Source organism: Bacillus sp. 2205SS5-2, from assembly GCF_037024155.1.
In the GTDB taxonomy this organism is placed as follows: Bacteria; Bacillota; Bacilli; order Bacillales; family Bacillaceae_K; genus Bacillus_CI.
Genome location: NZ_JAYKTS010000021.1, coordinates 56,967 through 78,291, shown reverse-complemented (window position 1 = coordinate 78,291; position 21,325 = coordinate 56,967). Strand labels below are relative to the sequence as shown.

Annotated in this window: 19 protein-coding genes and 1 pseudogene; 13 read left to right on the top strand and 7 right to left on the bottom strand. The window is 34.9% G+C overall.

Annotation, left to right across the window (positions count from 1 at the left end; translation table 11 throughout):
* Nucleotides 1-439 precede the first annotated feature (439 nt).
* On the bottom strand, nt 440-862 hold the full coding sequence (locus U8D43_RS14360; RefSeq protein ID WP_335871868.1) for a hypothetical protein: 423 nt from the start codon (nt 860-862) through the stop codon (nt 440-442).
* A 205-nt stretch (nt 863-1,067) separates the two neighbouring features.
* Here U8D43_RS14360 and U8D43_RS14355 point away from each other — a divergent pair, with 205 nt between their 5' ends.
* From U8D43_RS14355 to U8D43_RS14340, 4 genes are all read left to right on the top strand, one after another.
* Nucleotides 1,068-1,535: a GNAT family N-acetyltransferase gene (locus tag U8D43_RS14355; RefSeq protein ID WP_335871867.1), complete on the top strand. Its 468-nt coding sequence runs from the start codon at nt 1,068-1,070 to the stop codon at nt 1,533-1,535.
* A 132-nt stretch (nt 1,536-1,667) separates the two neighbouring features.
* A complete protein-coding gene (locus U8D43_RS14350) occupies nt 1,668-2,234 on the top strand; it encodes a 2-phosphoglycerate kinase (protein ID WP_335871866.1) in 567 nt (188 codons plus the stop codon).
* Nucleotides 2,235-2,415: 181 nt separating this feature from the next.
* Nucleotides 2,416-2,997 (top strand): glycerol-3-phosphate 1-O-acyltransferase PlsY, encoded by a 582-nt coding sequence (gene plsY / locus U8D43_RS14345; RefSeq protein WP_335871865.1) that lies wholly within the window; start codon nt 2,416-2,418, stop codon nt 2,995-2,997.
* Between the two features lie 774 nt (nt 2,998-3,771).
* The gene (locus tag U8D43_RS14340) at nt 3,772-5,250 is read left to right on the top strand and encodes a Vps62-related protein (RefSeq protein ID WP_335871864.1); all 1,479 of its coding nucleotides are present in this window, start codon (nt 3,772-3,774) and stop codon (nt 5,248-5,250) included.
* Nucleotides 5,251-5,664: 414 nt separating this feature from the next.
* Here the strand turns inward: U8D43_RS14340 and U8D43_RS14335 are convergent, their stop codons facing one another.
* Complete coding sequence (locus U8D43_RS14335) at nt 5,665-6,891, bottom strand: MFS transporter (RefSeq protein WP_335871863.1); 1,227 nt, start codon at nt 6,889-6,891, stop codon at nt 5,665-5,667.
* Nucleotides 6,888-7,931 (bottom strand): ArsR/SmtB family transcription factor, encoded by a 1,044-nt coding sequence (locus U8D43_RS14330; RefSeq protein WP_335871862.1) that lies wholly within the window; start codon nt 7,929-7,931, stop codon nt 6,888-6,890. Before U8D43_RS14330 ends, U8D43_RS14335 begins: the two co-directional genes overlap by 4 nt.
* Nucleotides 7,932-8,151: 220 nt before the next feature.
* Between U8D43_RS14330 and U8D43_RS14325 the strand changes: the two genes are divergently transcribed.
* The 3 genes from U8D43_RS14325 to U8D43_RS14310 all read left to right on the top strand — a co-directional run bounded on the left by U8D43_RS14325 (nt 8,152) and on the right by U8D43_RS14310 (nt 11,148).
* Nucleotides 8,152-8,667: a GNAT family N-acetyltransferase gene (locus tag U8D43_RS14325; RefSeq protein ID WP_335871861.1), complete on the top strand. Its 516-nt coding sequence runs from the start codon at nt 8,152-8,154 to the stop codon at nt 8,665-8,667.
* Nucleotides 8,668-8,893: 226 nt separating this feature from the next.
* A complete protein-coding gene (locus U8D43_RS14320; protein ID WP_335871860.1) occupies nt 8,894-9,898 on the top strand; it encodes a S66 family peptidase in 1,005 nt (334 codons plus the stop codon).
* 584 nt (nt 9,899-10,482) lie between these two features.
* Nucleotides 10,483-11,148 (top strand): HAD family hydrolase, encoded by a 666-nt coding sequence (locus U8D43_RS14310; protein WP_335871859.1) that lies wholly within the window; start codon nt 10,483-10,485, stop codon nt 11,146-11,148.
* A 566-nt stretch (nt 11,149-11,714) separates the two neighbouring features.
* Here U8D43_RS14310 and U8D43_RS14305 read toward each other — a convergent pair.
* Both U8D43_RS14305 and U8D43_RS14300 read right to left on the bottom strand, forming a co-directional pair.
* Entirely contained in the window at nt 11,715-12,047 is a 333-nt protein-coding gene (locus tag U8D43_RS14305) for a hypothetical protein (protein WP_335871858.1), read from the bottom strand.
* 420 nt (nt 12,048-12,467) lie between these two features.
* Nucleotides 12,468-13,585, bottom strand: a pseudogene (locus tag U8D43_RS14300) (IS4 family transposase).
* Between the two features lie 274 nt (nt 13,586-13,859).
* Between U8D43_RS14300 and U8D43_RS14295 the strand changes: the two are divergent.
* The gene (locus tag U8D43_RS14295; protein WP_335871857.1) at nt 13,860-14,081 is read left to right on the top strand and encodes a hypothetical protein; all 222 of its coding nucleotides are present in this window, start codon (nt 13,860-13,862) and stop codon (nt 14,079-14,081) included.
* A 643-nt stretch (nt 14,082-14,724) separates the two neighbouring features.
* Here the strand turns inward: U8D43_RS14295 and U8D43_RS14290 are convergent.
* Nucleotides 14,725-15,900, bottom strand: coding sequence for an oxalate decarboxylase family bicupin (locus U8D43_RS14290; RefSeq protein WP_335871856.1), 1,176 nt, complete (start codon nt 15,898-15,900; stop codon nt 14,725-14,727).
* A 378-nt stretch (nt 15,901-16,278) separates the two neighbouring features.
* Nucleotides 16,279-16,824: a TVP38/TMEM64 family protein gene (locus U8D43_RS14285; protein WP_335871855.1), complete on the bottom strand. Its 546-nt coding sequence runs from the start codon at nt 16,822-16,824 to the stop codon at nt 16,279-16,281.
* A 412-nt stretch (nt 16,825-17,236) separates the two neighbouring features.
* Here U8D43_RS14285 and U8D43_RS14280 point away from each other — a divergent pair, with 412 nt between their 5' ends.
* The 5 genes from U8D43_RS14280 (at nt 17,237) to U8D43_RS14260 (ending at nt 21,211) form a co-directional block, all read left to right on the top strand.
* A complete protein-coding gene (locus tag U8D43_RS14280; protein WP_335871854.1) occupies nt 17,237-17,437 on the top strand; it encodes an amino acid transporter in 201 nt (66 codons plus the stop codon).
* Nucleotides 17,438-17,489: 52 nt separating this feature from the next.
* Nucleotides 17,490-18,419: a phosphotransferase family protein gene (locus U8D43_RS14275; protein WP_335871853.1), complete on the top strand. Its 930-nt coding sequence runs from the start codon at nt 17,490-17,492 to the stop codon at nt 18,417-18,419.
* 371 nt (nt 18,420-18,790) lie between these two features.
* Nucleotides 18,791-19,702, top strand: a complete 912-nt coding sequence (locus U8D43_RS14270; RefSeq protein ID WP_335871852.1) for an ABC transporter ATP-binding protein — start codon at nt 18,791-18,793, stop codon at nt 19,700-19,702.
* Nucleotides 19,699-20,439, top strand: a complete 741-nt coding sequence (locus U8D43_RS14265) for an ABC transporter permease (protein WP_335871851.1) — start codon at nt 19,699-19,701, stop codon at nt 20,437-20,439. The genes U8D43_RS14270 and U8D43_RS14265 overlap by 4 nt, the downstream gene beginning before the upstream one ends.
* A 430-nt stretch (nt 20,440-20,869) precedes the next feature.
* On the top strand, nt 20,870-21,211 hold the full coding sequence (locus U8D43_RS14260; RefSeq protein ID WP_335871850.1) for a cupin domain-containing protein: 342 nt from the start codon (nt 20,870-20,872) through the stop codon (nt 21,209-21,211).
* The last annotated feature ends 114 nt before the right edge of the window (nt 21,212-21,325 follow it).

Genomic DNA, 21,325 nt, shown 5'->3' with positions numbered 1-21,325 from the left:
TTCGCATTCAAATAAAAAGAATGAGTAACAGTGCGGAGCCATACTTCGCTCACAACTGAACTCATTCCCTTGTCCGGTTTTTAGGTTTTGAGAAAAAGAGAGTTGGATTTTCTCTATATAATCACTGTAAATGACGAGGAGCCACTTAATACTGTATTAGACGGATATTACGATAACGATGATGTCCCTCGAGTTAAGAACAAAAAAGAAAGAATTTTAAGCCATAAAGAGGTTATTTTTGAATAAATTCAAGGCAACTCAATAAGGCTGTTTTTTAGTAAGTTTGCTAATGAAGTAATAGAAACTTCTTCTGTCTAGAAAAGGTGTAGTTTTCTATGTGAAGTAGGAATTATACTTCACTAACGGTTAGCTAATTTCCAAGAAGGAAATACAAATCCAGTAGTAAAGGTCGAAAGAAGATTAGATCGCATTAATCACTTCAATCCATACTAATGTTAATACTTCCACCACCAGTCATTTCATGCATACCTATAAGTTGCACTTCTATGTGGTCATGAAGAAAAGGTTTGTCGATTTTCCATGTAAATGAAAATGTTTGTGGACTATTAAAAGTTCCTTCCTTGTCCGTATTAACTGCATAACCAATAAGTCTTCTTTCCCACCATGTCTGAGTACCAGTAGGTATAATCCAAAATAAAACTGTTTCTGTATTTTCGGCTTCTACAAAAATAGTTATTTCTTCAGTTCCTTTTGGTACAGTAACCCAATTGTTAACTTCAGGAATGTTTGTATAAGCACTTTTTATAACTTTTGGTGGGGGTACAGTATTTTGACTGTTAGCAGACATAATACCTAAGTTGAAAAAAAGACATAAAGAAAACAACGTTTTAAGAAATAACATAATACCACCTCATATGGTTATTATTTTCTACATCTGAAATAGTATGTGTATTTCACTAACGGGGGCTTTAACCGAAGAGCATATTACAAGTTATCTCGAATTCAAGTATTCAGCTTAAGGGCGCGTTTGCTGAACAAGCAGCAGCTCTGTTGTGATATTATCGGGCAGCATCGATTAACATTGAAAGTAGAAAAGGGTGTTTGACGTGATTACTTTTGAAACTAACGAAATTAATAAATGGAAGATTGAACTAGAAATTATGAATTCAAACTCTTCCTATAATCAGATGTCTAAAGGTAAAAGTACTATTAACTACGCTGATATCCTTTCTGAGTATGATGAATCAAAGAAGTTAAATACTACTCGACTGCTAATCAAGCAGGATAATAATTACATAGGATTAGTGGATTACTGCATAACTAATCCCTCTGATAATACTCCTTGGATTAGTTTATTTGTTATTCATAAGAAATTCCAAGGGTCAGGAAACTCTCTTGTAGTATTTGAACGTCTAGAAAGTCTGGTTAGAAAAGAAGAAAAAACAAAATTACGTTTGGCAGTTCATAAGGAGAATGAGAAAGGTTTATCGTTTTGGTCTAGGATAGGATTTAATAAGTTCAAAGAAGTAATTTTCGAAGGAAAACCACACTACTGTTTAGAAAAGGATATATAGCGTTATTCCATAAACGGGGGCGTTGACCCAAGAAGGATTAACGCTTATTTTGTTGAAGTTATTGGATTAAAGGGGCAGATTTAGTGTAATAATTAACGTTTAAATTACAAATAAAATTGAATGGAGTAATATATGGTAATTTTAATAAGTGCTGTAAGTAGTACAGGTAAAACCTTGATGGCTCAAAAGTTACTAGAAAAATACCATATTTCTTATCTTTCTATGGACCATTTAAAAATGGGCTTGTACAGGGGAGTTGAGAACTGTGGATTCACACCACTCGACAGTACCGGAGTCATTGGAGATAAACTCTGGCCAATATTAAAAGGGATTATTATGACAAGTATCGAGAACGAACAGCAAATCATTATTGAAGGATCCTATATATTGCCTCACTATTTAAAGGATCTTGATACCAATTATTCAAATAAAATCATTCCAGTATTCTTAGGTTTTTCAACGAATTATATTCAGGAAAATTTCGAAACAAAAATAGTGAAACATAGAAATGCTATTGAAAGCCGAAATTGGCCGGAAGATAGAACAACAAAAGAACTGATCAAGGAACATAATGAATTTAAAGCACAGTGTTTACAAGCAGGTGTTAGGTATTTTGAAATAGAAAACGACTATGATAAAGAAATATTGAATGTGTATGACTACATAGAGGCTAAAAAACGGAGAATCGATCCTATATAAATATTGGGAATCTCAAAGATAGTTATTGAAATAACTGTCGCAGATTAGCAGTTAGGGGCTACGGAGGCTCTTTTTCTTTTTCCGCTAACTGGAAGTTTAACTCAACTTGGATTGCAGGAAATAATATACAACAAATAGAAATGCTTAAAATGACAAACTAATTGAGGAGATCATACCTAATTTGAACATTCTAACTCTGATTTTAAGTTACTTAATAGGCTCAATATCATTTGCTTTAATAATCGGTAAAGTGTTTTATAAGAAAGAAATTCGTGATTATGGTAGTGGAAATCTTGGTGCAACTAATGCTTATAGAGTTTTAGGCATAAAAGCAGGAGTAATTGTTGCAATTGCTGATATATTAAAAGGTACACTTGCTTGTTTACTTCCACTAATACTTAGTTCTACTGTTAACCCTATTGTATGTGGTTTTTTAGCAATATTAGGGCACATATTTTCTGTATTTGCTAGTTTTAAAGGTGGAAAAACTGTTGCAACAGCAACTGGAGTTTTCTTGTTTTTGACGCCTTTAGGTGTTCTTGTTGGTTTTGTTGTGTTTGTGTTAACTTTGTTAATTACTAAGTATGTATCACTGAGTTCGATGTTGGCCAGTATATCATTATTCATATATAGTCTAATATTTGAAGGTGAAATTATCATAGCACTATCACTATTAATATGCGTATCAATAATCGTTCTTCATCGACAAAACATAAATAGAATTCTAAATGGAACAGAGAACAAAGTAGTCGAAAGATATTGAGTGTTAAGGTAAAAGGTATCTTGGGAACTGCTTATCTACACCTTTTTCTTTATTCCGTTAAAGAGGGCTTATCCGGAACAGGATAAGCTTCTTTTTATTCAAAGTTTTTCTTGAGTAAGATGCCAGGTTTTGAAATAATTGGTATTAAGTTAAAGGGCAGTATAGTTGAAAACCTTGAGTAGGATTCGATGGGGAAAGAAAATAGGAATACACCTGCTAAATTGATTCTATTCTGTGTTCTTTTAACCGTTAATGTGATAATTGAGAGCTTATTAGTTATTAACTCACCTTTTTTATTTGTTAGAGTGTTAAACCTTATAGGAGTAATCGTTGTATCACTAATTATAAGTGCATTTATTAAAGAAATATTTATTTTAAGGAATAGAGAGAATTCAGAATTAAAGTAAATTGTTCTTCAACTATCAGATTGTTGAAGACTTGAATTCGAGATAATTTAAAAGTAAACATAAAATACTATCAAATAAACAATTCTTGTGTTGTTCTATGAAGAATCTACTGTTTTATACGCTATTCTGTAATGTTTGAATGACAAATTATCCGAAAAATAAGATTTTTGTAGGATAGCTTCGTTTTTTTGTTGATGTTTTAATTAATATAGGAATTTCAATGTTTTTATTAATGATAGTTTATATTCACTAACGTTAAAGAAAAAGAAAATCTTGTTTAAGAAATAGGAAGCTACCTACTATGGCGCTTAGAGGTAGGAAATTTTTTCAACAATGACTAAAATTTAATTTATAGGAGGAAATCCGAATGTTTAAAAAAATCACAATATTTAGTTATTTATTTGGCTTAATGTTCTCTTTTGTAGGCATTGATTCTGCTTATGCTGCTGAAGAAGATCAGTATTTGAGAATTAAAGATTCATGGGTTAGAGATGGAGATTTAGACTCAGCAAAGGCCTATGTACACGTACTAGAATATGGAGATTATATTGGTTTGAATTATCGATTTTTTTATCCGTATAACGGGAATATAGGCGGAGGTGGGATTCTTACTAAAAGTGGTGCACATGAAGGAGACTGGGAAGGGGTAAAATTCCTTATTGATAAAAATACAGGAAAAATAGAAGAATTCCTACCATCTGCCCATGATAACGAACATGATTGGACTGACGCTACTAAACTTGAATTTGAAGATGGTCATCCAGTAATCTACTCTGCAGAACAAAGTCATGCAAACTATTGGACAGAAGGTCGACATAATAGGTTAAGTGGCTTTGGCAATGATTACACGAATAAAGGTTACCTTTGGGATATTGCTGACAATAACTTTATCATTTTTAATGATCAAACCACACCGTGGAAGAGTTTTTCAGGTAGATGGGGTGCTAGTGGAACGGGGGATAGAAATGATAATTGTGGTTTAACATGTCCGGACAGTCCTAAAGGACCGGGAGCTAAAAAAGGTTGGTTTAGGGACATAGTAGGTGCAAATGCAAATTCTGACGTTACAGATCTAGGAGAAGAGAAATTGGAAAGAGCAATATCTTATGCCGAAGAATATGCTCCAAGAGTTTATTTGCAGAACAACGAAATATACTTTCCATCAACAGTAGAGTGGCTTCTTCCTCAAGTCCAATTAAAGGAAGATGGTAATATTCTTCTAGATAAAGGACAAGTGAGTCCATCGAACCTCGTGGGAAAAACTCCTGACCCTGCTGTAATAACACATGTATCGATTGAGAATGACAAAAATGTGAAAGTAAAATTTATTAGCGCAATTAGTGGTGGCGATTCGGTAGCTCTTAGACGTGAACAGTTATATGATGATGGTATATGGCGTTATACGGACTACGACGTAACAGGAACTTCAACATGGGAAAGAAAATCTGATTGGGATACTCAATATCGATTGTCACTTAGGATTAAAGATAGTGGAGGGAATGTTAAATATACCTCAGCATTTCAATATTATGAAATGCCAAAACCAGTAGAAATTGGTTTGATCACAAGTTTTGAAAACTTAATGGTTGTTGACTTAGAACCAAATATAGATAGACTCAGAAGTGGTGAATATCTCTTTATTCGCAGAGAAAAAAAATATCCAGATGGAACATGGGGATATACTGATTACAAAGTAGAAGATCCTTCAATGCAAGTTTGGGAGCGAGAGGCAGAATATGGTACAGAATATCGTGTGAAAGTACTTGTAAAGAAGATACAAATCGGTGACGTATATGAGACTATTCATGAAACTGATTATGTATATTATACGATGCCATCTGAATAAATCTATTGAGATACAAAATAAGCTAATATGGCCCACTCAATGAGTGGGCTTTGGTAATTGTAAATTCAGAATCATAATAATATAACAAAAAATTCGGACTATTAAATTGATTAATGTGGCATTGAAATAAAGTTGCACCGTTTTTCTCCTTTGGACATGTTATTTAAAGATGGTTTTTTTCTCTAAAAGGGAAATGAATTTAGAACTAAAAGGTAGATAAAAGAACTGTTAATTGACAATAGGGTTATTCCAGAAAAGGGCGCTTTTCTTCAATAAGGAAAGCGTCTTTCTTCATGAAAAGATCCATTTAATGGAATGAAGGCCTCGAATAAGTAAAGGGAAAAACATAAGAGAAATGTACAATAATAATAAGCGTCTGTTACAGCAAAAACTGTGTGGATCAGACGCTTTTCGTTAACTAGTATTTTGTTTTTCTTGAGTAAATAAACGAGAATCCGGTCGAAGAAAAGAAGTAACGAAATAATACAATCCCGGCAATACTATAGCCAAACCAACAATTAAATATGTTTGACGTGTACTGAGGTCAAAGATCGATGAAGAGGCAAATAAGATTCCTAAAGGCATAGTAACCCTAATTAAAAATAATCTTACTGCACTTAGCTGTGTTAAACGCTCTCTTGGAGCTTCTCTCTGAAAAGTAGCAGCATTCTGAGCATTGAATAGAGGAAATAATAGACCACCAAATAATTCACATATCCATGCAAGTGGGATCGATTGTACAAAATATAAGAAGACGAATGAAAGGCCACCTCCAATTAAGCCAAAATACATCGTTTGAGCACTTTTTGGTAGTCTGGTTAATAAAATCATTCCAAGAGCATATCCAACAGGAAAAGCACCAGAAAATATACCATACTGCCAAGACTCACCATTAAGATTGCCACGTATAAAAGGGACACTTAACACCAATGTTGCTCCTACTCCAAACTGTACAGTAGATGAGAGAATGGTAAGATGAAGAAGGTAAGGGTATTTAAAGAATGCTTTGTATCCTTCCTTCATCTCTGTCCACCAAATTTTCTTTGTCCATGCTGCCACCTTTTTTGTGCTCGTTTTAGGCATTTGTGAGAGTGCAAAGTAGCTGGCAAGGAACATGACGGAGGATAAGCCGTAAATGAAATGCATAGGACTAACTACAAGTACTAATGAAGTTGCTCCCGGAGCAAGAAAACTCATTAGCCTTATGGTCCCATCCAGTAACCCATTTGCATCTGCTAGCTCTTCTTCATCACATATATCAGGTATTAAAGAAAATGATAGACTAGCGTAAATGGGTTGCATTAATCCCAAGAGACATTGCAGTAGGATTAACCCGGATATAGTTGCAAAAGTGGAGCCAATCAAATAACCAACCAAAGGAAGCAGATAAGCAAATGCACGGATTAATTGTATGTTTTTCAGCATCTTTTCTTTAACAACATGGTTAAGAAATGGAGCGCTAATTCCTTGTAAGACCAAAGAAGGAATGAAGTAGATAAGCCAGAGAATTCCCATCCATTCCTTTGAACCCGTTAATTCAAATAACAACAATCCGTTAATTATCCCCCCGGCTGCGCCGCCAAATTCCGAAATGACTTCTCCTGCCCAAAGGGCTTTGAATGATTTGGAGAACTTATTCATAACTTCACACCCAAAAATTGATTAAGCTTTTCTGAAAAAGAACTAATTTGCTGTGGGTTCACTGAATAAATTCCTTTTTCAACGACAACAAATTTTGCAGCTTTTAACAAAGAGAGCTGATGATGAAGCGAAGTCTTTGATGTATTAAACTGAACACTTAATTCTTGTAGTGATAGTGGTCCTTTCATAAGATGATATAGCAATTTCAATCGAATTTCGTCACCTAATGCTTTGTGTCCTCGAATTAGTTCGGTAGAAGGTGAACCAGGTGATACAAGGTACTCATCTCCCAAAGGATAGAAAAATATTTTAGTATCCGGAGTGCGTTTTTCTAATATCCATGGTCGGTAGGCAACATGAGGAATTAGTTTGACGTTCCAAACAGTAGGTTCTGGGAGGTATTTCACTCCGTCTGTAACTCTTTCAATTTCTTCTACCGGTTTTTTTACATCAAGTGAGCTATTATGTTTTTTTTCGTACTCTAGAGCTTGGTTCCACTTTTTCCAATTTTCGTTTTGACTTATCCAGCTGTACCATTCACCAATGATATTTATCAGCAAATCCCTTATTTGTTGATAAGAGTATCGCCCAAGATTTTGTATATAACCATCTAAGAAATCATGGTCTTTAAAATATGTAGAGTAATGCTCGAAATATTCAGATTGCATATACTCACCAGCTAATTGTACCCTAATTGGCTCAAGATCTCTGCTCTTATACGGCAACACTGTTTCATAAAAAGTAGAAATAGGAAGCTCTGTTAGTTTGTTCGAAAATTCTTGAACGGTCTTGGCGGAAAACTGATTTTGAAGCATAATAAGACCGTACCAAAAGTTCGTTTTTTCGACTTCTTTCAAGTCCTTAACCAATGATTTTGGCATAGAGTCAGAAGTTAAAGACCATTTTTTATCCAGATCGAAAGTGTGCCTAAGTTCCCTGTGGGTATAACCTGAAATCCCAAGGATGACTTCCCAGATAGGAGTCCACTCCAATTCCAAGGATATAGATTCAACTTCATCTGACTGCAATAAATGTTTCAAAATATTGTCCCCCTTTTTACTTGTTAATTATATTCTAAAATATTCGAATTTTAAATTCAATATAATTTTAATTTAAATCCCCGAAGATAGTACCTCAAATACAAATAAAAATATGGTTAAGTTTTTGTATGGTAAAATTCAAATAAATTTCATTATTCAACTAAAGGGCAGTAGAGTTGAACAAGGATATACACAAAATATATAAATGGAGGAAACTTTAATGGAATATATTAAGATTTCTCTTTCAAACGAAAGGTTATCATTAAGGGAATTTACTAAAGATGACTGGATAGATGTCCATAGATACGCATCCCAAGATATTATTTGTCAATATCAATCTTGGGGACCTAATACAGTAAAGGATACAAAAGGTTTTGTGAATCAGGTAATTAAAGATGAGACCCAACAACCCAGAACAAGATTTGTTTTTGCAATTATTTATAAAGAGAATATAATTGGAGCTGGGGAATTTAACATTAGAAATTTTACTAATAGAGTTGGAGAAGTTGCTTATATCGTTAACCCTGATTATTGGAGAAAAGGAAATGCAACTGATGTAGCTAAACTGTTGATTGATTTTGGATTTAAAGTACTTAAACTTCATCGTATATACGCAACTTGTGACCCCAGAAACATTGGTTCATCAAAAGTATTAGAAAAAGTCGGAATGATTAAGGAAGTTAGAATTCGTGAAGGTTTGTTAGTAAAAGATGGTTGGCGAGATTCTTTACTATAAAGTGTTTTAGAACACGAATGGAAAAAAGTAATATAACAAGCGTTATTACGCTAAACGGTGGTTTATCTAGAACAGGATGAGCTTCTTTATTGTTAAAGTTTTCTTGAGTAAGTTGCTGGGATTTGAAATAATTGGTATTAAGCAATCGTGCAGTATTGTTTAACAAGATAATGGACTATTAAGAAACTTCATAAATCAATATCCGTCTTTGAAAGGTTGTTATACTTTGTTGAAACCTAAATCATTAAAAAGAGGAGATACTGTTGGCGTTATTACTCCATCATCTCCAGCCCCAGTTCTATTTAAGGAAAGATACCAAAGAGGATTAACACAGTTAGAAAAAATGGGCTTTAATATTATTGAGGGTACATGTGCAAGAAAAATACAATCTTATCGTTCAAGTTCAATAGAAGCAAGAGCTGAAGAAATAAATGAGTTAATTTATAATGACGATGTGAAAGCAATTATAAGTACAATTGGTGGGCTGAATTCCAATTCCTTACTACCTTATATTGACTACGAAAATCTAAAAAACAAGCCGAAAATTGTAATGGGGTACAGTGATGTTACTGCTCTTTTATTAGGAATATATGCTAAAACAGGACTAACCACTTTTTATGGTCCTGGTATTATCCCTTCTTTCGGTGAATTTCCTGAAATGTTACCAAAGGGAAAAGAGTATTTTGAAGACATAGTGAAATTAAAGAAAAGAGCTCCGTTTTCACTAGAAGTACCATCGGAATGGACAGAGGAAAGGTTAGATTGGAACTCACAAGATAGAGAAAAAGAAATGTTGAACAATAATGGATGGGTACCTCTGCGTGAAGGGATCGCCACAGGGAAATTGATTGGTGGAAATTTAAATACAATGTCTGGATTCATTGGCTCAGAATACTTTCCAAAATTAAAAGGAGCAATACTCTTTATAGAAGACTCCTTTAAAGATATGGCTATTCAAGAAAGGTCGCTAAGTATGTTAAAGGTTGCTGGAGTTTTTGATGAAATTGCAGGATTGGTAATTGGAAAACATGAACATTTCAATGATTTAGCTTCGCCATTTTCACACGATGAATTACTTATTGAAATAATTGGAGATACGAATATACCTATACTTTCAAATGTTGACATTGGACACACCTTCCCATCGCATGTATTTCCAATTGGGATTGAAGTAATTCTAGATACTACTCAAGGAACAATTACATTCCTTGAAGATGGTGTATTCGAATAATACAGCTTATTCAAGTAAATAGGGGCTATTCTTCAAGAAGGAAAATACACAATTTTAAGAGAACAGAGATGAATTAAGTTATTCAACTATCTTGACAGACACCGCATGACTGATTACGATCGTAAAACGCATTTAAAGCAGGTTCATGCGGCGCGAAAAGCGAACTACATAAGTTGGATAAAGCTATTAATCAACTCATCAGATACAAGAAGAGCCTTGATTTCAATAGTGTAGTAAGTGAGGCTGGTGTAAGCAAAGCAACACTTTATAACAATACTGAAATACGTGAACGCATTGAATCCTTACCTTTCTATCCCAAATCAACTTAAACGGGAAACGAATGAAAAAAACAAGGACGTTATAATAGCTTTGTGAAAACGTAAAATTAAGAATTTAGATGAAGAAAATAATGAACTACGTGAGCAGTTAAAATTTGCTTATGCAGAAGTTTATAAAAAAATATGAGGGAACACCATTTCCTCCCTTGTTCAATTAAAGGCCATTTAGTTGAAGAAGAGTTTGAATATTTTTGAAATTTTTATGATAAAATTAAGTTGGAAGTAGATACAAGAAGGGAAGTTAATATGGACAAATACAAGATAATTTTATTTGATTTAGATGGAACACTTTCAGACCCAAAAGAAGGGATAACTAAATCGGTCCAATATGCATTACAGAAAATGGACATTGTTGAGCCTGATATTGATAAACTTGAATGTTTCATTGGTCCACCGCTACAAGTTTCATTTGCTGAATATTACGATTTTGATGAGGTAAATACGCAAAAAGCTATTGATTTTTATAGAGATAGGTTTAAGGAAAAGGGAATGTTTGAAAATGAGTTATATTCAAATATTCCATTACTATTAAAATCGTTAAAAGAACTACATTTTACTTTAGTTGTTGCATCATCAAAGCCTACTGTATTTTGTGAACAAATACTAAAGTATTTTAATATTGACCAATATTTTGAATTTGTTGTCGGAAGTAATCTTGATGGAACAAGAACATCAAAAACTGAGATTATACAATACATACTAGAAAAGTACAATGCGCATAAGCTAGATGACTTTATTATGATTGGTGATAGGGAACACGATATTATTGGAGCAAATAATGCTAGTATTGACTCTATTGGAGTAACTTATGGATATGGCTCATTCGAAGAAATAAGTCATTCAAACCCTACTTATATTGTTAAAAGTGTTGAACAGTTAAAAGATATTTTGATAGGAAGTCGAGTAAAATAAAACACATTTTGTTTTTCAACTAAAGGGCGCACTACTTTAATAATTGGATCGCCTTTGTTAAAAGGGGGAGTAACTTTTGAAATCATATTATAGTGAGCGAGCTAAAGAATATGCATTAGTGAATTTTAGATCAAACTTTATTTCTTTGCTACACTGAGCTCTTGGTATGGCCGCATTCGTTGCGAATGATTCCGATTCCTAGGAAGAGCCATGTTTTTTCTATTATTGAATTCTATTATGAGAACCTATAATGCTCTTAATTTCAAAAAGCATTAGGTCAATTCAACGGAATTTTCCGGTCTAATCATTCTTCCACTTCCAAAGTCTAAAACCAATCTTAAAAACCTTGATTAAGGGGTCCTACCTAAGTATTCTTCTGTTGTGATTTAACTTATGTATCTTTATTGAAATATTCTCAAAACAAAAAGACCTGTTACTATAAAGAAACAAGTCTTTTTGCGAATTAATACATAGACAATTATTATCAAATTGAGATATAACCTGGACCTCCTCCAAGATCCTTTTCTAAAGAAGAATGACCACCGCCACCTGGATCTTTCATAGAATTACCTGCTACTGAAAACATAAACAAACATAATCATTCCTGCCAGACGGTTTTCTATTTCTACGTACTCCACCTTGCCGCTTACTCTACTACGGTTTGTATAGCACTCCACAGACGTTAATACGGATGTAGCCCACCCTGCAAACGAGAAGTGATAAAGGCATATCTTGTTAATCTCAGGTGCCTGTTTTTCCAATTGGCACAAGGTCGCCGTAATCAGTTTCACATGATTCGAAAATTGCACTAGAAGAGACACCCACCAATTCTGGAGCGTCAAAAGACGAACACTAACTTCTATCTTTTTTTGATAATAAATAGAATCGAATAATCCCAATAATCCCACCCAAAAATCCTATAATAGGTAATGAAATATACCAAACCTTATATGCTTCTTGATATGCAGGGTGTAATTTCGGATAATCTATATAAAACTTAACAGAGAGATAAGCAGAATGTAGAACTAATAAAGATAATACGGAGATAACAAATACATATTTAAGCTTCACAATTATCATTCCGTAACTAAATATTTAATTTGATAGTATCATATATTTATTATCGTTTTAAGCGTTTTTGGGAAACTATTTACATTATTAAGAGAATGCTACACTAGCGTTGCATAAATAATGTTTAAAAATTCAATCTACTTATTCTTGTCGATTAAAGCAAAAAAAGGAAACACTCCAACAGAGGTGATTCCATCCATTTGGATTTTATTTACAAGTAGACTTTAGCGACAACGACAGTTCTTATATTAAGGGACCGCTTTACCTTCTATTTTCCGAGTCCAGATGCGTGACGGCTTCCAAAGGGCTGCTTTTAATAGCCGGCTAATTTGGAGGGTTTTACGCTTACTTTTCATTTCAAGTTGTGCGAGTACATGCAAACAATACAACATAAGTGCAATGAATACTTGATAATGAATCGCCCATTCACTTTGGCCGTATAATTTTTTGATGTTCAAATGTTGTTTGATCCACTTGAAGAATAGCTCTATAGCCCACCGTGATTTGTACGTATCAGAGTTTTCTGGGCACTTAAGTCGAAACGGTTGGTGATAAGGTGCAGCTCATTCTCTTTTGAGTCGATCCCATTTAGTCGGCGAAAAATATTTTCAGCCCGATTTTGTGTCGTTCCAATGAAAACCATTTGATCGGAATGCACATCGGAATGGTCTGGAAGTCTGAAATCTTCAAGTACACGAGTGACCGCGTTTTTACGTAATCGTGTGAGGAAGAAGTAACCCTCATCTGTCATGCGATCAAAACGTTCGTAATCCAAGTAGCCAATGTCAAAGACGTACATGCATTCTTTATCATCTACCATGACTTCGAGCTGATTTCGATTATGTTCTTTCGCATTGGTGATAACCGCTTTTTCAGGGTAGGATACTCCTTTTTTCCATGAACGCAAGACGTAAATGTAGCTTAACACCCGCTTTGGTTTTTCGGAATTCAGCCCATTAGTGATTCGTTAAATTGAGTGGTAATCTACTTGAATCAATGATTTTTAAAGGCATGACATGGTTGGAATGGCTTGTTTTCATCTGGATTTGAACGACTAGATCTAGAAATAGCTGTTGAAAAATATCTGGATTGATCGTGCCTGAGTCGTTGTGACAACTGTGGAATGCTGATTGAATCTAGGTTTGTGCCCATTTGAAGATCTTCATCAAAAAGGCACTCGCACAGCGCATGTAGACTTTCTGTTTCGTGCAACTGCGACAAAAAGCAGCAATTTCAAAAATGAGTCCGTCGTAAGTTTCTTCGTATAATGATCTAATTTCATCGTTTTCACGTTTTCTTCAAATAATGGAAGGTTTATGGGTGAAAACCATTGCCGAAATGATGTTTTTCGTGTAATTTTGTCCATGCGATTTGTCCTTTTTAGTGGATTTGGACGGGTTACCACCTGACTAATCCAATATAAAGGACTTTTTCTTTGCCTGAAATAATAAAATTTAACATTTTGAGTATTCTTAATAGTTAGATTAAATTAGTGCAACACTAGTGACTCTTAATAACAATAAAAATAGTTAATGATTTTGTAAAAGGGTCTTTAAGTACGTGAATGAAGTCACTTAAACTATAGGTTCGGTTGACTTTATAATACGATTGGGCGCTTTTGTAAAAAGGGGGGAGAAAATGTGAAACGCTATTTCAAGTGGCATGACGATGATTTTAGAGGGTCAGTTTATATAGAAACTGATGAAAGAGTAGCTTTAAAACAAATTACAGTAACACCAGATAAATACATAGTATCTAATCGAGAAGATAAAGAACATCATTTCTTTTTAGGTGGGGGATTGATAGATCCGAATGAAGTATTTGATTACGGTGGTTCTGAGATATGTGAAAGTCAATTTTAAAATATATGGAACAAATATAGAGATGGACAAAGTGATAACTGGCAACAAACAAAAGAAAATTTTCCTATTGGTTCCGAGGTAGAAGGAATAATTGAAGTCTTCTATCCTCAGGGTGTAATTATCAGCATCTCTCAAAATATAATTGGTTTAGGCGACTATAAAGAATTATGTCAAAGTACCAAGGCAGAGAATTTATATCTAAAACGAAAAACTACAGGTATAGTTACTGGATATGATGAATTAAATATGTGGATAGTCATTGGTAATAATAAAGTTCTTGAATCATCTTAATATTGTTTTACTCCAGTAGAATTTAAATTTGCAATAATATTCAAAAATCGGGCGCAATAATCTATTACTGCTTCCCTTTTGCTGAAAAAATGATTGTAAGACCTGAGTATGTTTGAAATAATTGGTATTAAGTTACAGAGCAGTAATATTTTAGAAGAATTAAAGGACAAGGTGTGATTTGGTAATGGATAGAATTACATTTGGAAAAAAGGAAGCTTCTGCTCCATGTTTTCGTTTCTGTTCTGTGCTAAATTTGATTGCTTTCAATCAACACGATAAGATATCCCAAACCGATTTACTTAATTGGATATAAGTTGCTCCCAAAGGAAATATTCTTTGTGGAATCACCCAATCAAGAAAAATCAGAATCTTTCACAACAGGCCATTTCTCTTTGCGGAGAGAATCTATAAATGGAGTCTCAACATTTAAATTGCTTTGAACTATCTCTTTTGGGGTGAGTGCCAACCACTGATTCAGTGATACGTCTTCATAGATGTTGCTTTTGAACATTTCCAAAAACCATAATGATTCGGTACCGGTGTTCTGAATATAATGTCCAGTTGCAAAGGGTACATAGCCAACATCACCCGCTCGATAATCAAAGGTACGGGCTTCACCATTTCCAATAAATACGGTCATTCGTCCTTGTCCAGTAAGGTAATACTGCCACTCGTCGGTATTAGGATGCCAATGAAGTTCTCTCATTCCACCGGGCTCAATTTCAACGAGTGCTGCTGCAATGGTTTTTGAAATAGGGAAATTGGTAGAGTCCACAATTCGTACACTTCCACCAGGCGTTTTGATCGGCGTTTGTTGTAATAGATTATGCTTGAATGTTAAAGGAACTTCACCATAAGGAGACTTGATTTCCTGGCTTTCCAATGAACCGGGTACTATTCCCTGGTACATATAAATTTGATTAGTAGGAATGGAATCAAAGGCACTCGCGGGTACATTGAAATTTGTTGACAGGACCTCAGTTGGAGTATGAGCAAACCAATCGGAGGCGGATAAAGTAGATTGCTCAGAAAAGTGACCGTCATCGAAAACGAGTAGAAATTCGCAATGTTCCAGTCCTTGAATGGAGTGAGGAATTCCAGGCGGGAAGTACCAAATATCCCCTGGTCCAATGTCAGCGATGAAATTTCGTCCTTCTTGGTCAACAGAGGTGATCCGCGCCCTTCCTAATAACATATAAGACCACTCCGATTGTTTATGCCAATGGAGTTCGCGTACTCCCCCAGCAGTTAAGCTCATATTTACTCCAGCTAATGTTGTTGCAACGGGGAGTTCCCTAACTGTGATTTCACGAGACCATCCACCAGGATTTAAGTTCATCGAAGTGTCTGAAAATGAAAATTTTAGGTTAGCTACTAATCCTGCATCTGTAATAGGAGGGACAAGCATATTTGGATTTTGAAGGTCGCGCGAAACATTTCGAGGGCCTGAGTCGATCGCCCCAGCACCATCACTTCTAATTGGCTGTGGAACAGTACTTCTCGATTGTTTATTTGTTCTGTTTTCCATTAAAAAGCACCTCTTATATAGGATTGAACAGGTAATTTTATTTATATTAGTGTATGTATTGAGAAGGGTTCCTGTGCTTTTACTGGACCTTTGAGACGGTGGAAGCTTATCGTGAAAAAGGCAGAACAAGCTGAGAAATGCTTGTTCTGCCTTTGGGCATTCATCTGGAATTCAACGGGACGACCTCTTTGGTTTTTTGTTGATTTTGACTTTTTTCAGTACGTTTTCTGGTACTCTTATCATGATTTTCATTTTCTGGTTATGGTCAAAATACATTTTAAGTACCGCTTATTTTGAGAGCAATTTTGAATGATTAATAACACGAAAAAGCATTGGGGAAAGGGTAGTTGATCATGAGAAATACGCTTTGCTATGATACTATTTTCTATCACTTTGTATCAACAAAAAAACGATTCCTAGAGAAACAAAAGCTAAAATTAATTTACCTTGACCAGTCCAACTAAGAACTTGTTGGATCGAATAAGCTTCAATTAGGAGAGAGGGAATTTTCCCAAGTGTACTTGCTAGCGAAAAAAGGAGTATACCCATTGAACTAGCTGCACCGGCCAATGTAACGGCACCAGATGGAATCATTGGTAAAACTCTAAGGGCAACGATTAGAAAAAATGTGTCCATACCACTTGATTGCCGCAACCGAATAAGATAAGGGTGCTGAAGTGGGAACTTTTGAAAAAAACGGTTTACTCCCAGTCGATACAAATAAAAACTAATGATTGCCCCGCATGCTTCACCGGCAATCGAAAGTAGTAAGCCCTGTTCAAAGCCAAAAAAATGTAGATTTGCGGCAGTGACAAAAACACTAGGTACAACGCCAATGACACTAATGACTATATTAATCAAAAGGCTGAACCAAACAGCAAACGCACCACTAGATTCAAACCAATTAATGATATGTGTTTCCATGAAAAATTCCACCGATCATTTTCTAGATTGAAAAGAATTCTTTAGAGACATTTTACAGTATAAACTGAACGGAAATATAAGGCTAATCCAATAAATTCTACTTTTATCGGCAGGATCTTGCCGTAAGGGGTATTTTTTCGAAGCTGGTGTAAGGCCACGACAGGGAAACGTTTTCTCTGAAGCAGACTTGGTCCTCATTCATGCATGATTTTTATTATTGATACTACGGTTTGCCCATTATCGGTGATCGAGTATTCTACTAAATAATATAAAAATCGTCGCAATGTTCCATAGTAGGGAGTTTACCCTTAAAAAAATGAGCTTTTTTTAGGATAAACCTTGAGTTAAATCAAGTGATTTGAAATAATTGGTAAGAAGGAGTAGACTAGCATTTTTACTAAGGAGGGCTATCATGTCTGAAAGGAAACCTATGAATGATGCAATTGAATATTTGCGTAATATCGAAGGGTATCCGACTGATGCAAATATAAAAAAGTTGCCGAAGCCGCTTAGATATTTTGGTTATTTCTTTATTTCATTCTTTACTTTAGCTGTACTTTTCATAATAATTGCCAATCTACTTACATATTTTAAAGGTTTCATCCAATCGTAAAAAAATCTGCCATTGGTTACCCAATAAAGTCAAAACTAAGGAGGAATGATTTATGTCACATATAGAACAAATAGTATTCGAGAGAAACTTGAAGCTCCTAAATAGAGAGGTTATTAATGGTGCTCACGCAGGAAGAATAGAAAGAATTAAGGTCCTTGATGAAGAGAACCAAACATCTAGCTATATATATAAAGAATTTGCAACTGATCGAAATAATGAAATAGATATTTATTCGATTTTATCGGACTATATTAAACCGTTCAGCAAATTGGTGAAAGTGTGGGATTCTTCACCTGAAGCTATACTTATGAGTGATTTAAGATCACCTATCAAAAAGGATTTTGAGCTCCTATCTAAGAAGAATAAGCGAAAACTAATGGATTGTATTTTACATAGATTAGCAGAACTACATAGTGTTAATTATAGTCAAATGACAAACGAATTACCAAGCCATCAAATTACCTCTGAATGGTACGAATGGTGTTTGGAACAAATAAATAGGTTATTTTCTCAGAACCATTGGACAAATTTGGATTGGATTAAAACAATAGAAGATTCTTATGTGCAATTAGATATAACTAATTATCAGCAAAGAAGCCCTTCAGTCATCACTCATGGAGATCCCCATTTTGAAAACATATTTTTACATGATGAAGAAATTTGGTTTATTGATTGGGAGTGGGCAGCTACCGGATCCCCGCTTAGAGACATAACGATACTGTTGCAAGATCTATATGATTCAGAATTGGTTCAATACGTAAGTGAGTCATATAGAAAAATTCTAAAAAACTATAACCTCCATATTAACAGTGTTGACTACAGACGAGATTTACATTATATGTACATAGACCATTCTACAATGATGTTAGCTTGGGAAATAGAGAAATTTTTTCAAGGCTATACATCAGAAGAGAAGATTAAAAACATCATTAATTTTAAAATTAGAGAAATTAGAAGGATTACTTGTGAAGAATTGAGTTGATCTCGATTCCATAAACGTAATAAAGAATGAAAAAAGATTAGGGAAGGAAAATCTGTTCATGTAGATTTTCCTTCCTTGTTTTGAATTCATCATCCCTCAATCACATACAATTCATTTGAAAAATTCTAAAAAACATCATCTATATAGATGTAGACAACAACAAAAAAATGATAAACTGGTAAATAGATACAACTTATCCATACATAAGAATAGTTCATACTACTAGAGCGATTATAGAAAGTGAATGTATATAGAGGAATGGAGAAAACTAGGACTATATTGAAATGATGAGGGACTAGAGGAATTAGTTAGTAGATAAATAGTCTATTCCCGTTTTTCAGATACTGAGTATTTTTAGAGGAGGAGTAGCGATGGATTATGTTATTAAAGTAAAAGAATTAACCAAAACATTTGGTAGTGTGCAAGCTGTGAAAAATCTGACATTTAATGTGGAAAAAGGAGAGGTTTTTGGCATTATTGGGCCCAATGGTGCCGGTAAAACAACCACGCTTGAAATGCTTGAAGGACTTTTGAAACCGGATCAAGGGGAAATTGAGGTACTCGGGTTGAATCCTATTAAACAATTAAGACAGTTAAACCAGAGAATAGGAGTTCAATTTCAATCGACGTCCATTCAAAAGAAAATGAAAGTAAAGGAAGCCTTAGATTTGTTTTCTTCGTTTTACCCACAATCTACGCAGACAGAGTATGTGATTGAGTTATTTAATTTAACCGAAAAGTTGTCGGTGTACTTTGAGGATTTGTCTGGAGGATGGAAGCAGCGTGTGACAATCGCACTGGCAACTCTACATCAACCTGAAATATTGTTTTTGGATGAGCCAAGTATGGGGTTAGATCCCCATGCACGGAGAGAAATGTGGTCGATGATCAAATTATTGCGAGACAAGGGATGCACGATCGTTATTACGACACACTACATGGAAGAAGCCGAAAAGCTTTGTGATCGCGTGGCCATGATCTATTCTGGACAGTTGAAGGCACTTGATAGTCCACGAGAATTATTAAAGAATTTTGGAGTTCATTTTCTTTCATTTGAAAGTGCTGGTTTGGAGTCGGATTACCTACGATCTTTGCCGGGTGTCGTTAGGGTGGAAACTGAAGACGCTGTGTTTAAAGTGTATAGTGATGACCATCAAACGACAGCGTATCATATTTTTCAATACTGTCAAAATAGAGGGATTAGTCTCACGAATTTTCAGTTTGAAAAGGGCACGCTGGATGATTTATTTGTTCAATACTTGGAAAAGGAGGTAAGCGCATGAGTACGATTGTCAAACTTGCTGGGTTGGAAACGAAAATGTTTTTTCGAGACAGACTAAGTGTGTTTTGGACATTTTTATTCCCTGTTGTCATGATTTGGCTTTTCGGATCGATGTTTGTCGGAGAAGACGTGAGCAAGGTAGCGTTTGCAGAGCTTTATGTGCCATCTTGGATTGGGGTCAATATTGTGACAACTTCCTTTTTTACACTAGGAACCGTGTTAGCGGGCTACCGGGAAACCGGAGTGCTAAGGCGATACCAATCAACTCCATTGCAACCATGGAAAATACTCGCTGCTCACACATTTCAAGGAACGGTTATTTTCTTTATTTCAGCTGCGTTGTTGATGATATTCGGAATGTTAATGTATGATTTAACTTTACCCGCCTACCTAGGCAGTACCATTTTAGCGCTAATCATAAGCATTCTGGCTTTTTTTCCATTTGCCTTGTTTTTAACCTCTCTCGCCAAAAATACGCAATCTGCGGCTGCAATTAGTTCGTTATTTTTGAATTTAATGCTGTTTTTATCTGGAGCGACGTTTCCAATCGAATTTATGCCGATTGTTCTACAATATGTAGCAAAATTTCTTCCTCTCTATTATGTAATCGTATTACTTCGCGGGACTTGGACAGAGGCTCCGATTACATCATTTGGTTTAGAAGTCGGCGTATTACTAGGCATTTCAGTCGTATCTGTTTTACTAGCTTCTCGGTTTTTTCGATGGAGTGGGAAATGACAAGATTTAGACTGCTTCACATCTAATTATTCAATTTTGCAAGATTAGTAGGGAGTGAAAAATAATGATCGTCTAATCCTCTACTGACATAAAATTTTTGGCTGAAGGAGAATCAGGCGTAAAGAAAATTCTATTTGCTTTAATAAAGGCTATTTTCTCAAAGATAGTGGTTTTTCGAATTAGCCCTCAATTCGGGATGAAGATTGACTTCGGGAATCTTTTCGCATCATTTTTAACCCGAAATGAGGAAGGAAAAGAGTGTTTCCATTCTTCTTGTATGCTACAGCAACAAAGTATGCGAAAACAGCCTTTCTTAAAGAATGATTTTAGCAAGATACCATATGTGATTTAAATCACAACTTTCCTAATTGAGAAAGAGTATCATCGTTGTATAAGCTACTAAATATCAAAAAAGGAAGTGCAATTGAAGATGAAACAATCGTATTTACAAGATTATATCGAATTTAGCAAAGAGAGATTTACAAAACGTATCCTCTTTAAAGAAGGAGAAAGCACCGTATTCGTCTTGAACTTTGCGCCAACGCAAGCTTTACCAAAACATAAGCATCCAGGAACGAATGTATATTTACTAGTGTTAGACGGGGAAGGGACTTTTACGATCGACGGAAAAGATGTGAAAGCGAAAAAACATGATGTAATCGTTTGTCATGGTGATGAAGAATTAGCATTTGTGAATGATGGTGAACAACAAACGAGCCTATATGTGATGCTTAGTAAAATCCCTGATGAAAGATATGCTCAAGATATTTAATACGTGATGGAACAAATGCTACCTGATCCAACGTAACGGGTTCTCTTCAAGAGGAGTTTTAACTAAAATAACATGTAAAATCTCAGACCATTTCGCGTTAGCAGAATGGTCTGT